The sequence below is a fragment of the Methylophilus sp. YYY-1 genome (assembly GCF_029132825.1).
GTDB lineage: Bacteria > Pseudomonadota > Gammaproteobacteria > Burkholderiales > Methylophilaceae > Methylophilus > Methylophilus glucosoxydans.
In genome coordinates, this window is sequence record NZ_WOVG01000001.1 from 672,607 (window position 1) to 685,611 (window position 13,005).

11 protein-coding genes are annotated in these 13,005 nt (G+C 52.7%); 4 read left to right on the forward strand and 7 right to left on the reverse strand.

The window, feature by feature from the left end:
- Window positions 1-10: 10 nt before the first annotated feature.
- Window positions 11-757, reverse strand: coding sequence for a PEP-CTERM sorting domain-containing protein (locus GOC95_RS03085; RefSeq protein ID WP_275355681.1), 747 nt, complete (start codon window positions 755-757; stop codon window positions 11-13).
- Window positions 758-1,111: 354 nt separating this feature from the next.
- Here GOC95_RS03085 and acpA point away from each other — a divergent pair, with 354 nt between their 5' ends.
- The 3 genes from acpA to GOC95_RS03100 all read left to right on the forward strand — a co-directional run bounded on the left by acpA (window position 1,112) and on the right by GOC95_RS03100 (window position 5,223).
- A complete protein-coding gene (gene acpA / locus GOC95_RS03090; RefSeq protein ID WP_275355683.1) occupies window positions 1,112-3,202 on the forward strand; it encodes an acid phosphatase in 2,091 nt (696 codons plus the stop codon).
- Between the two features lie 71 nt (window positions 3,203-3,273).
- Window positions 3,274-3,894: a PEP-CTERM sorting domain-containing protein gene (locus GOC95_RS03095; RefSeq protein WP_194748062.1), complete on the forward strand. Its 621-nt coding sequence runs from the start codon at window positions 3,274-3,276 to the stop codon at window positions 3,892-3,894.
- 81 nt (window positions 3,895-3,975) lie between these two features.
- Complete coding sequence (locus GOC95_RS03100) at window positions 3,976-5,223, forward strand: cytochrome c peroxidase (protein ID WP_228518752.1); 1,248 nt, start codon at window positions 3,976-3,978, stop codon at window positions 5,221-5,223.
- Between the two features lie 338 nt (window positions 5,224-5,561).
- On the opposite strand, the gene GOC95_RS03105 is transcribed toward GOC95_RS03100, so the two are convergent.
- The 6 genes from GOC95_RS03105 to GOC95_RS03130 all read right to left on the reverse strand — a co-directional run bounded on the left by GOC95_RS03105 (window position 5,562) and on the right by GOC95_RS03130 (window position 12,102).
- Complete coding sequence (locus GOC95_RS03105; protein WP_275355687.1) at window positions 5,562-6,566, reverse strand: hypothetical protein; 1,005 nt, start codon at window positions 6,564-6,566, stop codon at window positions 5,562-5,564.
- Between the two features lie 40 nt (window positions 6,567-6,606).
- Window positions 6,607-7,164 carry a YigZ family protein gene (locus GOC95_RS03110; protein ID WP_194748460.1) on the reverse strand — a complete coding sequence of 186 codons (558 nt, stop codon included), beginning with the start codon at window positions 7,162-7,164 and terminating at the stop codon, window positions 6,607-6,609.
- Between the two features lie 10 nt (window positions 7,165-7,174).
- The gene (locus GOC95_RS03115; RefSeq protein ID WP_275355689.1) at window positions 7,175-8,818 is read right to left on the reverse strand and encodes a formate--tetrahydrofolate ligase; all 1,644 of its coding nucleotides are present in this window, start codon (window positions 8,816-8,818) and stop codon (window positions 7,175-7,177) included.
- A gap of 24 nt (window positions 8,819-8,842) precedes the next feature.
- A complete protein-coding gene (locus GOC95_RS03120) occupies window positions 8,843-10,330 on the reverse strand; it encodes a helicase HerA-like domain-containing protein (protein WP_194748068.1) in 1,488 nt (495 codons plus the stop codon).
- 231 nt (window positions 10,331-10,561) lie between these two features.
- On the reverse strand, window positions 10,562-11,104 hold the full coding sequence (locus GOC95_RS03125) for a DUF302 domain-containing protein (RefSeq protein ID WP_275355692.1): 543 nt from the start codon (window positions 11,102-11,104) through the stop codon (window positions 10,562-10,564).
- A gap of 71 nt (window positions 11,105-11,175) precedes the next feature.
- Window positions 11,176-12,102: a CysB family HTH-type transcriptional regulator gene (locus GOC95_RS03130; RefSeq protein WP_194748072.1), complete on the reverse strand. Its 927-nt coding sequence runs from the start codon at window positions 12,100-12,102 to the stop codon at window positions 11,176-11,178.
- Window positions 12,103-12,207: 105 nt separating this feature from the next.
- Between GOC95_RS03130 and GOC95_RS03135 the strand changes: the two genes are divergently transcribed.
- The gene (locus GOC95_RS03135; RefSeq protein WP_194748074.1) at window positions 12,208-12,978 is read left to right on the forward strand and encodes a sulfite exporter TauE/SafE family protein; all 771 of its coding nucleotides are present in this window, start codon (window positions 12,208-12,210) and stop codon (window positions 12,976-12,978) included.
- The last annotated feature ends 27 nt before the right edge of the window (window positions 12,979-13,005 follow it).

A 13,005-nucleotide genomic window follows, 5' to 3' on the forward strand; every position in this document is an offset into this window, starting at 1 on the left:
TCGTTATAAGTTATTGTGCGCGTCTACGCATAATGGCGGCAATCAAACCAAGCCCCACCAGCATCAAGGCATTGGTATCCGCTTCAGGGACTGCAGAAGCCGTTTGCAAGCTAATATTGTCTACGCCCAGTTGAAGAGAACCCTGGTTGGCGACACTGGCGAAGCGCAACATGAATTGGCCACCGCCAGACAGGATGGAGGTCAGGTCAAACTGGTAGCTCAGGTAGTTGTTGGCAGCCAGCGTGCCATTGGCACCGCCCAGATACAGGCTCTGCAGGACATCGCCCTGGCTGGTAGAAAAAGGATCACTGCCCGCCTTTAAGATATCCACACGGACATGCTGGTTTGGATGATCGGTTGCGTCAACGGTGTAATCAAGGCCACCTGCATCGACAGCACTGCTGACTGACTGATTGTTGACAAACATTTGGAAGGTCAAGGTCGCCTGGCTGACCGCCGACGTCGTAAAGTTTTGATACAAGATGTTGCTGGCCAGGCCGTTATTATCAAGCAAACCGTAATGTGTGCCCTGATAAGCGCCAACGGTGGTGTTTCCGGTGACTTCAGTCGTGGTGCCTTGCTGTGCCAGTACGCTACCAAGGATGCCAGCTTCAGCCACTTGCCAGCCGACGATGTCATAGGCGTCTACGCCCTGCACCTCGAAGCCACCATTTTGGATTAATTCAGCGGCGTGTGCTTGAGAGAGCAAAGTCGCTCCCATCAACCCAGCCATGAGCCAAGGTTTCAATGTCATCATTCATCCTCTCGCAGATGGTTATATTACGTTTTTGTACACGGTTAAGTGCTTGTCATGTCACAAGTCATTTGCTTGTGTTAGCCCATGCATTCTTGAAAAACTCTGTGTCAGACAGGTTACGGAAACATGAAATTTATGTGACATGCCTGACTAGTTTTAAGCTGTTCAACACCCCCTAAAACATTAAAAAATGTAAGCCAGTGTTGGGTTCACGCAACCTTCATAAAACCATCACGCCCACTAGTCATGATGAGCTACGTTTCGGGCGCAGGACCACTGAATGCCTGTTACACAGCCAGGTTACGATTTCCGGGCTCAAGAATTGTTCTTGTGCTCTTGATATGGGGATGATTTATGAATTTTTTTCGTTTGTTACCAATTTCTGCTGCAGTATGGATGGCCTTAAGCGGACCAGCTTTCGCCGCGGCCAGCACCTCTGGTGTTGTGATCGGCTTGCATGGCGCCAAGCTTGCCAATACCCTGGTTTGCATTGACGCCAACCTGAATGCTCGCTGTGACAGCGGTGAAGTCAGCACACAGACCAATGCCAACGGCGAGTTTAACCTGGCAGGCCATGGTGCTCTGGTGGCGCAAGCAGGGAAGTCTGTGTACCGCGCAGCTGCCGAAAACACGACCGTTGTCAGTGCGTTGAGCACCGAAATCCTGGCGCTCATGGAAGGCAGCAATCTTGATTACATGACCGCACGCGATCGTCTGGCCGCCAGACTACACGTCAGCGGATCACAGCTCGAAGCTGACTTCACACAAACGAGCACTGGCGCCGACCTTGACAGCCTGATGACCGAAAACGATGAGCTGCAAAATCGCCTTGCCGAAGCGGTGCGTGAGGCTGGCAGCAAAGGCAATCTGAATAAAGCGCTGAGCAACCGTCTAAATCTGGACAAAATCGAGCATTTTGTCGTGATCTACCTCGAAAACCGCAGTTTTGACAATCTGTTTGGCAAATATCCAGGCGCCAACGGCCTGAATACACCGCAAGCTAAAGCGATCAAACAGGTAGACCGAGACTACACCACGACGCTGACCACCTTGCCACCGGCTTGGGGTGGCATGCTGGCCAATGGCCAGAAAAACACCGCTGGCCAGACCATCACCCAGGCACAAACCACTGGGGTGTGGCCCAATGCGCCCTTTCAGGTCGATGCCACGAGTGACCAGTTTGGCTATGGCCTGGTGACTGGTAACAACATCACCCGCGATCTGTATCACCGCTTTTTTGAGAACGCCATGCAAATCAATGGCGGCCAGAATAACCTTTATGCGGCCTTTAGTGATGCCGGTGGTTTATCCATGGGTTATTTTGATGGTAGCAAAATGCAACTGTGGGGGCTGGCGAAAAAGTACACCCTGGCAGATAACTTTTACCAGGCCGCATACGGCGGTTCATTCTTGAACCACCAGTATCTGGTCTGCGCTTGCGCACCGGCAATTTCCGCTGATACCGTCGCCAATAACAAAGCTTCTCTCAACGTCTTGACTACCCCAGTCAACGGCGTGCCACAATTGGCCCGCAACAGCTCCATGAGCGCCTCTGCGATTGGCACCAACGCGACCAACACCTCATTCAAGAGCGGCAATATTGCCCCATTGGACTACTTTGGTGCGGGTGATGGCTATCGCGCCGTGAACACCATGCAGCCACCATTCCAACCCAGTGGCAATGCGCCGGTGACCAGCGCCTCAGGTAACCAGCTGCTGTACGCCAATCCATCGGCTTCCACCACCTTACCAGCACAAACCATCACCACCATTGCAGACCTGCTGGATAGCAAGCAAATCAGCTGGAAATGGTACTCAGGCGGCTGGAATGATGCGGTCAATGATCGCGGCAATGTCTACAAGTCAAACAGCTTTGGCGTGGCAGATGCGACCCATGGCGACTTTCAGGCCCATCACCAGCCATTTAACTACTATGCAAATTTTGACCCAGTGGCCCATGGCACCTACCGTAACAGCCACCTGCAAGACCGTGCAGATTTGTTGAATGACATTACACAAGGCACCTTGCCAGCCGTGTCGTTCTATAAACCGATTGGCAACCTGAACCAGCACCCAGGCTATACCAACGTCACCAATGCGGATGATGAAGTGATGACCATCATCAGCCAGTTGCAAAACAGCCCGCAATGGAATAACACCCTGGTATTGATTACCTATGATGAATTTGGCGGCCAGTTTGACCATGCCGTGCCTCCTAAAGGCGATTTGATCGGGCCAGGCACACGTATTCCGGCCTTGATCATTTCACCTTTTGCCAAAAAAGGCGCCGTGGATCATACCCAGTATGACACCGGTTCTGCCTTGCGTTTTATCACACACCGCTACTCACTGCCGCCATTGGACGGCCTGAAAAAGCGTGATGAAACCTTGCAAAGCAATGGTGCCAACATCATGGGCGACCTGACCAACGCCCTGGCATTCTAATCATTACAACATACGGCGCAGTTGGGTATCCCCAATTGCGCTGACTGAATCTTAACTTCTGGAGAAGAATCATGATCAAATCTTTGGGCTTTGCCACCCTGCTGGCCTTCACCTTCGCATCCAACAGCAGTGTTGCGGCCACCCCTACCATCGTGTTTTCAAGTGCTGACTATGTGAGCGAATCTGCCGCTTTCGGTAGTTACATCATCGATAACACGGATTATCTGGGTGTACGCCTTACCTTGAGCAGCAGCATGGATATTTCCTACATTGGCGGTAACTTCAGCCAATTCTCCGATGGCAATATCTTTGGGGCGATCGTCAGAGCCGGTGACTGGAATAGCAGCACCCTGGGCGCCAACAGCCTGGCACATACCGTCTTTGCAGCGACCGGTGGCGATCAACTCGCTTCACTGGGCAGCACCGTTCATCTGGCCGCAGGCAGCTATGACATCATCTTTGGTTCCGGTCAATTTGGCGCGACTGGCTACAGTGCACTGGTTGACACACAAGATGCCGCCAGTACCAGCAATATGTTCCAAAGTACCGATGCAGGTGTGACCATCAGCGCGCTGTCCGGCACGGCTGTACGCGTAACCGCCGCTGCAGTCCCAGAAGCCAGCAACACTGCGATGATGCTGGCCGGCCTGGGCTTGACTGGCCTGATGCTGCGCAGACGCCAGTCCAAATAATCACATTTCTGTGCCCAACAAAGCGGATGAGCAGCCTGTTTATCCGCTTTTTTACTCACCTCATTCACAGCCATGCTCAACTTGAAAACATTATTGCTGACCGTGCTTTGCTTCTCTTCTTTGCAATTGACAGCTCAGGAAGATGAAGCCTTAGTCCCGCCGCTGGTACAAGAACCCCAGGCGGCCATTAAACTGTCACCCACCTCACGCACTCAGGCATTGACGGCGCTGGGTAAACGTCTGTTTCATGATGCGCAACTATCGGCTTCGGGCAAGTTATCCTGTGCCAGCTGCCATCAGGCCCAGCACGCGTTTACGCCAGGCAACCCGCAGCCGGTTCAAAAGGGCGGTGACCATATACAGTTAATGGGGACGCGGGCAGTGCCTACCCTGATGTACTTGCAATCGACCCCGCCTTTCACAGAACACTACACGGAAGATGAAGGCTTACAGCCTGGCCTGGATAATGGTCCGGCAGGCGGTTTTACCTGGGATGGCCGCGTCAATACACTGGCCGAGCAAGCAAAAATCCCTTTGTTTTCGAGCAATGAAATGGCCTCGACACCGAGCCTGCTGACCAAAAGAATACGCAAGGCTTATCCTCAGGCGTTCAGCCAGTTGTTTGGCACGGCCAGCTTGCAATCCGACGCCGCCATCACGGATGCGGTTTTATTGGCACTGCAAACCTACCAGCAAGACGCGACAGAATTTGCGCCCTATTCCAGCAAGTTTGATCACGTCATGCAAGGCCAGGCCCGCTTTACCCCATTGGAAGAAAAAGGCCTACGCTTATTTATGGATCCCAACAAAGGCAACTGTACCAGTTGTCACCAGGCAGCAGTCGTCCATGGTGCCCTGCCGCAATTTACCGATCATGGCTATGCTGCGCTGGGTCTGCCACGCAATCCACACATCGCGCAAAATCATGACCGGCACTATTACGACCTCGGCTTGTGCGGCCCAGCCAGACAGGATTTGAATGCAGAGTACTGTGGCTTGTTTAAGGTGCCGACGCTGCGCAATGTGGCGCGCAAAAAAAGCTTTTTCCATAATGGCGTGGTACACACCCTCAGAGATGCCGTGCGCTTTTATGCCGAACGCGATACCGCGCCAGAAAAATGGTATCCGCATGACCGTACCGGCAAGCGCCTCAAATTCAATGACCTGCCAGAAAAGTATCAAGACAATATCGAGATGAAAGCCCCATTTGGCCAGCAGCCTGGTGACCCCGCTCCGCTGGATGCAAAGGAGATCGACGCGATTGTGGCCTTTTTAAAAACACTCAACGATGAAGCGCGCACTGGCAGCCGCCTGGCCAAAGCACCATAACCGCAGCGCGCTATCCCAAAAAGACAAAAAGAAAAAGCCCCGACGAGTCGGGGCCAAAGAGACTTTAAACTTGAAAAACACGCCACAATTACACAAAAGCATCCAAAATGCTGACAATGAGCAGGATGAGCAATCCAAACCATAATACTTTTAGATTAAACCCTGTCATTTCTTGTGTCCTTGCGATGTGTGTAGAATACTTGTCTGGTTAAGCCGCCACAATGGCCCGTTCGGGTCATCTGTTTCAACCTCCGACCACGTCAGGCCAGACTGACAAATCTGAGCATGACCGCCATGGCTGATTAATGTTTTTACCGAATATCCAGACATTGCAGCCCTTAAACCCACTCCCGTGCCCGACACTCGCTTTTAAGGTAGGCATAGTAAACCGGCGCAGCGACGATGCCCGGCAGCCCAAAGGTGGCCTCCATCAGTAACATGGCGACCAGCAACTCCCAGGCGTGCGCGCGGATTTGCCCGCCAACAATACGCGCGTTTAAAAAGTATTCCAGCTTGTGAATGACGATGAGAAAAGCCAGCGAGCCCATGGCGATCACAAAGGAATGACTGGTACTGACTATGACAATCACAGTATTGGACATCAGGTTGCCCACCACAGGCAGCAAGCCAACCAAAAAGGTAATCGCAATCATGGTCTTGGTGAATGGTAGATGTACACCGCACAACGGCAAAATCACGATCAGGTAAATCGCGGTCAGGCTGGCGTTGACCGCGGAAATTTTCACCTGCGCAAACACGATATTTTTAAACGCCAGCGCAAACAGCGTGATGCGATTGAGCAGGCTTTGCGCAAGCGGTTTATGGTTACCGTGTGTTTGCACATCATGCAAGGCGACCATGGCCCCGATCACCATGCCGATCAGAATATGCGCCAGATGATGCCCGGCCTCCTTGCCCAGCAATTGCCAATCTGCCGAATGTGAACGTAACCACTCAATCACGGTTTGCTGCAAGGTAATCGCATCATCAGGCAAACGCTCGTTGAGCCAAGGCGGCAACACTTTGCGCGAGTCTTCAATGATTTTAGCCAGTTGATCAAACAACATGGCCAAACCGCCGCTGTCACTGCGGATCAGCGTTACAATCCCCATGCCCAAGGCAACCAGCAGGCCGATCACTAGCGTGGCAATCAGCATGACTGCCAGCCATTTGGCATATTTACCCGGCAATTTGCGTGCAATCAGCGGCGAAATGACATGAATCAGCTCAAACACCAGCATGCCGACCAGTAACGCGGGCAATAATTGCACCTGCAATACCAGCCACATTAACCCTACCATGAGCAAACAGGTGGCAGTATCCAGTCGTTGGGTTTGGTTCACGTCGAACTCCGGTTCCTCAGTTGTTCAGTCTATTGCGCGACTAAAACTTGGCGCGTATTTGTTGGGCGGCATCCATGGGCAGCTTGAGTAGAAAATGCACAGCCTCATCAAACTGCTTGTCCAGAATTTCGCCCTGGCACTTTTGTACTTCGCGGGTCAGTTCATCTACCCGTTTATAACTGGTTGAGATCTTCAGTTGCACCATCTCGACGAAAGGCATGTTTCCGGCTTGATCCATGGCCTGCTTGGCCGTGCCACCATACGCGCGCACCAAACCGCCAGTGCCTAAATTGATGCCACCATAATAGCGCACCACCGCCACACAGCAATTGACATAATTCTGCCCATCCAGCATTTGCATGATGGGTTTACCCGCCGTGCCTGCCGGCTCACCGGCATCTGAAAACCGCGCGACGATGCCCTCTGGAGTTTTCATGCGAAACGCATACGCCAAGTGGCCGGCAGTTTGATGCTCGCTGGCAAACTGACGTAAAAACAGGGCCAGTTCGCGCTCGTTTTCACAGCGCTTGGCGCGGGCGATAAAGCGGGATTTATTGATGGTTTGATCGGCTTGACCGAGTTGGCTAAACGTTTGCATGACACAGACTTCAGGATAACCCCTGTATTCTACCATCTGCATCGACGCTAATCCGGCTGCTGGCGGGCTGTTTGGGCAAGCCGGGCATGGTCATCACGTCTCCACAGATAGCGACGACAAAGCCTGCACCACGCGACAAACGCAGCTCTCGCACATGCAATACATGATCCGCGGGCACATTGCGCAACTTGGGGTCACACGAGAACGAATACTGCGTTTTGGCGACACACACCGGCAGGCCCTGGCTGACTTCTGCCAGACGGGCAAGTTGCTGTTGTGCCAGCACACTAAAGGTCACCCCGCTGGCGCCATAGAGTTTTTGCGCAATAGTGTCTAGCTTTTCAGTCAGGGACAAATCGTCTGCATACAATAACGAAGGCGTCGATGCTTGTTGGGCCTGGTCAGCCACCGCGTGCGCCAGCGCAATCGCCCCGGCGCCGCCCTGTGCCCAGTGATGGCAGACATGCAGACTGGCGCCCAAGGCTTGCACGGCTGCCTGTACTAACGCGATTTCGGCCTCGGTATCCGCGGTAAAATGATTCAGCGCCACCACCACCGGCAAATTGAAATGCTGGCGTAAATTCGTCACATGCTTGCGAAGGTTGGCCACGCCTACCTGTAGAGCGGCAAGGTTTTCGCGGTTCAAGTCCGCCACATCCACCCCCCCGTGATATTTCAAGGCGCGCACCGTGGCAACGATCACCGCCACATCCGGCCGCAGGCCAGACTGGCGGCATTTGATATCCATGAATTTTTCTGCACCGAGGTCGGCACCGAAGCCAGCTTCAGTCACCACATAATCCGCCAGGCGCAAGGCGGTCTTTGTCGCCACCAGAGAATTACATCCATGGGCAATATTGGCAAACGGTCCCCCATGTACCAGCGCCGGCGACCCTTCCAGGGTCTGTACCAGATTGGGTTGAAAAGCATCTTTAAGCAAGGCAGCCATGGCGCCCTCAGCCTGCAAGTCACTCGCCAGAATCGGGCTGCCTGCTGCACTCAAGCCGACCTGAATCCTTCCCAGTCTAGACGTCAAATCGGCCAGATCGGTCGCCAGGCAAAAAATGGCCATCACCTCACTGGCGACGGTGATATCAAAGCCGGTATGGGTATTATTTTCCAGCGTGAGCCGTCTTAAGGCGCGATCATTCATATCTATACAGCGGCGCCAGCTGACGGTGTCAAACTGCAGCGCATTGCCCTGATATATATGGTTATCTACAAGGGCAGCCAGCAAATTATTGGCCGCACTGATGGCATGAAAATCACCGGTAAAATGCAGGTTAATATTTTCCATTGGCACCACCTGCGCGTAGCCGCCGCCGGTCGCCCCGCCTTTCATCCCAAACACCGGGCCCAAAGAGGGTTCACGCAAACAAGCCATTGCCTGATACCCGGCCTGATTCAAGGCATCGGTCAATCCTATCGTGGTCGTGGTTTTGCCTTCGCCTGCCGGGGTCGGATTGATCGCCGAGACCAGGATCAGTTTGGCTTTGGCAGGTTGCGCCTGCAAGCGGTTGACGGTGGCCTGCGTCAGTTTGGCCATATGCTGACCATAGGCATGCACATCGTCCGCCACCAGCCCAAGTTTGCTGGCTATGTTAACGATGGGCGTTAGCGTGGCGGCCTGGGCGATCGCGATATCACTGAGCATGTCTCTTCCTGACTGACTTCACGGTTAACGCTTGCTTTTGCCATTCCCCATGATGGAGCCTAGCACGCCACGGATAATCGCCCGCCCTAGTTGTGAACCGATGGCGCGCGCGGCTGATTTGGCCGCAGACTCCAGCACCGAGTCTGAGCGGCTGGTTTTACCGCCTAGAATGCCGCCCAAATCAAAGCCTGAACTTTCTTCCTGTTGTTGTGCCTGCGTCGCAGCACTGGCCTGCTCTGCCCGCTGTTTGAGAATCTCATACGCAGATTCACGATCCACCAGCTTGTCGTAAACACCCGCCACCAGAGACAGCGCCATCACCTGCTTGCGCTCCACATCGGTCGCCGGTCCGATCCGGCTCTCGGGTGGACAGACAAACACGCGCTCAACCGGCGTCGGCGCGCCTTTTTCATCCAAAAATGATACCAGCGCCTCGCCCACGCCTAACTCGGTAATCGCTGTGGCGACATCCAGCTTGGGATTGGCACGAAAGGTTTGAGCCGCCACTTGTACCGCTTTCTGGTCGCGCGGGGTAAACGCGCGCAAGGCATGCTGCACCCGATTACCCAATTGACCCAACACCACATCCGGAATATCCAGCGGGTTTTGCGACACAAAGTAGACGCCCACGCCTTTGGAGCGCACCAGGCGCACTACCTGCTCGATTTTTTGCATCAGAATGGTCGGCGCATCATTAAACAGCAAATGCGCCTCATCAAAGAAAAACACCAGTTTTGGCTTATCCAGGTCACCGACTTCAGGCAGTTTTTCAAACAACTCGGAGAGCAACCACAGCAAAAGCGTCGCATACACGCGTGGCGAATTTAGCAGCTTATCCGCAGCCAGAATATTGATAAATCCCAATCCTTTGCCATCGGTTTGCATCATGTCTTCGAGATTCAAGGCTGGCTCACCAAACAGCACATCACCACCTTCGGTTTCCAGCTGCAACAAGGCACGCTGAATGGCACCAACACTGGCGGTAGAAATATTGCCGTACTGGGTCTGATAGGTGGCGGCATTTTCGGCACAATGTTGCGCCATGGCGCGCAAATCCTTTAAATCCAGTAGCAGCATGCCATTGTCATCGGCGATTTTGAAAATCGCATTCAAGACACCGCCCTGCACCTCATTAAGGTTCAGCATGCGTGCCAGCAGCAACGGCCCCATCTCACTCAAGGTGGTGCGCACCGGATGGCCTTTTTCACCAAACATATCCCAGAACATGACTGGATATGCTTTATTCGCATAGCCAGTCAGCGCCAGCTGCTGCACACGCGCCTCCACCTTGGCGTTGCCACCGCCAACCTGACTCATGCCAGACAAATCGCCCTTCACATCAGCCATAAATACCGGCACACCAATACGCGAAAACTGCTCCGCCAGGCTTTGTAAAGTGACCGTTTTACCTGTCCCGGTAGCCCCGGCGATCAGGCCATGACGGTTGGCCATTTTGGGCAGCATCACACTTTCGATGTCATTATTTTTTGCGATGAGCATAGGTTGAACCATGGAATGCACTCTTAACAATTAAAGTTAAGTTGAGTATAGGGGATGGCTCTAAAAAGGGGAAGATTGTTGTTTTGCCTTACATGAGAAATCGTTTAAAAAACTTTTAGCCACAGAGAACACCGAGAAAAGCGATGAGTGTGCACCACAGTAAATCAGAACATAGCGGATTGATGCTGCTCCCTCTGTGGCCTCTGTGTTCTCTGTGGTTAAAAAATGTTTTTATAAGAACTATCAAAAATCCCCACGTCGGGCTTTTTCCATCAACTCAATCAAGGCATTTTCAAGCTGTTGTGCCGAGGCTTGCGCCCTGGCGGTGGGATGCTTGATATTTTTCAAGTCATGCGTGGGTCTGTCCAGGCCCAGATAAAGTTGCCGCTTGCCGTGCGCATCCGGCTTTTCATAAATGGCCAGGCGACAAGGCGCAAACACCAGAAATTCGGGGTGATCGAGGATAATTTCGGTACCCATGCTCAGGTTACAAAAGGTGCGGACTTCTTTGATGCCTTGCGGATCCTGGCCGCGCTGCTTCATATGGTCACCAATCGGGAAGTTGGCAGGGTTTACAAAATTCATGCCCTCAGAAAGCGATTTAAGGCTATCCACCAGATCCTGGTAGCTCACGCCAGGCTGCACCGGCACTTCATAAATGGCGTTATCGAGATCCACGTCTGGCATGCCATGACCAATGACACGGACATGCGCCGGCGCGGCCCAAACTGAGCAATGGATCAAAAAACAGAGGCAACACCATCCCTTGAGGTGACTTAAACGCATGAAAGACCTCTCTATCTGTGAAGACTATGCAGCATTACAGCATGCCGCTACGCAGACCAATGTGACGCGCATCACAAGTCCTGATGCAAGGCCCGTTGCACACTGCGCTTGTCATATTGCGGTGACAGCATGGTAATAAAGTTAAGCATGTAATCACGCAAAAAAGCATCCCTGCGCACACCCAGATAAGTGGTGCTGTCAGGAAATAGATGGCTGCAGTCCAGACTTTTTAGCGGTGCATCGCGGGTTTCCTCATAAGCCATATTGGCAATCAACCCAATACCCAGCCCCAGATTGACATAGGTTTTGATCACGTCTGCATCAATCGCCGTAAACACCACATTGGGCTGCAGACCGGCATCGTGAAAGACTTTAGACACCAGTGTGCCGCCAGTAAAGGCAAAGTCATAGGTGATCAGCGGATAGTTGACCAAATCTTTCAGGCTGATGGTTTTCTTTTCCAGCAAGGGATGTTGCGACGGCACGACCAGGCACCGGTTCCAGCTGTAGCATGGTAAGCACGACAAACGCTCATCCTTGCTGATGTTCTCGGTCGCAATGCCGATATCGGCTTCTCCGGCAGCAACCTGTTCGGTGACTTGCGACGGGTTGCCCTGATGAATCGTCAATTTCACATTGGGATACTGCGCCATGAACTGCTTGACTGCAGCAGGCAGGCGATAACGCGCTTGCGTATGGGTAGTGGCAATGGTCAGTTCACCACTGTCTTCGCGGCTGTATTCGTCGCCCACCCGTTTGATATTCTGCATATCCAGCATGACACGTGCGGCCAGCTCGACAATTTTACGGCCAGGCTCAGTCACGCCGATGAGGCGTTTGCCATTACGCTGAAAAATCTGCAATCCCAACTCTTCTTCTAACAGCTGGATTTGCTTGCTGACCCCAGGTTGGGAGGTATGCAATGCCTCAGAGGCAGCAGAAATATTCAAATGCTGCCGCACCACCTCATGCACATAGCGTAACTGGTGAAACTTCATAGATCACCCTTTATAACCAAAAGCTATATCATAGAAGAATTTATTATTAAATCAACACTTAAAAACTTGTTATGATGCCGCGCTTAACTTTTCAAGATACTCCTCATGGAATTCGGATACATATTGGCAGGCTTTGTCGTGGGCTTTTTGGTTGGTCTGACGGGCGTTGGCGGCGGCTCGTTAATGACGCCGATTTTGTTGCTTATTTATAACATCAAGCCCGCCGTCGCCGTAGGGACAGACCTGCTCTATGCCTCGATCACAAAATCTGTGGGGATTTTTGCGCATGGCAAACTGGGGAATATTGACTGGCGTATCGTCAAACGCTTGGCCATGGGTAGCGTTCCAGCGTCTCTGTTAACCCTGTGGGCCTTGCACAGCATGGATTTACAGTCAGGCGAAGTGGTATCCACAATCAAATTCTGGTTAGGCATTGCCTTGATGGTAACCTCAGCGGCCGTGCTGTTACGTAACAAATTAATCGCCTTAGTCTCCAAAGACGAATGGATTCCAGCCCATTACGTACCTCCGGCCACCGTATTACTCGGGGTGGTACTGGGCGCGCTGGTCACGCTGACCTCGGTCGGTGCGGGCGCGCTAGGGGTAACAGCGCTGATTCTGTTATATCCCAAGGAAAAAATCACCACGATTGTCGGCAGTGATATTGCGCATGCCGTCCCGCTGACGCTGGTGGCAGGTCTAGGCCATGCCTCCCTGGGCACCATAGACTACCAGTTACTCGGCACCTTGCTGATCGGTTCCATACCGGGCATTTACCTGGGTAGCCATATGAGCTCACGTGTTGCAGAACACTGGGTACGTATTGCCTTGGCTATGATATTGATTTATGTAGGCTTTAAGCTAGTTTTCCATTAAAATACTGCCTCTTCGCTTTTTGCGAAC

Coding starts and splice junctions, on each gene's coding strand:
- GOC95_RS03085 (WP_275355681.1), bottom strand. CDS start 757: ATGATGACATTGAAACCTTGGCTCATGGCTGGGTTGATGGGAGCGACT.
- acpA (WP_275355683.1), top strand. CDS start 1,112: ATGAATTTTTTTCGTTTGTTACCAATTTCTGCTGCAGTATGGATGGCC.
- GOC95_RS03095 (WP_194748062.1), top strand. CDS start 3,274: ATGATCAAATCTTTGGGCTTTGCCACCCTGCTGGCCTTCACCTTCGCA.
- GOC95_RS03110 (WP_194748460.1), bottom strand. CDS start 7,164: ATGCAAACGTTTAGCCAACTCGGTCAAGCCGATCAAACCATCAATAAA.
- GOC95_RS03115 (WP_275355689.1), bottom strand. CDS start 8,818: ATGCTCAGTGATATCGCGATCGCCCAGGCCGCCACGCTAACGCCCATC.
- GOC95_RS03120 (WP_194748068.1), bottom strand. CDS start 10,330: ATGGTTCAACCTATGCTCATCGCAAAAAATAATGACATCGAAAGTGTG.
- GOC95_RS03125 (WP_275355692.1), bottom strand. CDS start 11,104: ATGCGTTTAAGTCACCTCAAGGGATGGTGTTGCCTCTGTTTTTTGATC.
- GOC95_RS03130 (WP_194748072.1), bottom strand. CDS start 12,102: ATGAAGTTTCACCAGTTACGCTATGTGCATGAGGTGGTGCGGCAGCAT.
- GOC95_RS03135 (WP_194748074.1), top strand. CDS start 12,208: ATGGAATTCGGATACATATTGGCAGGCTTTGTCGTGGGCTTTTTGGTT.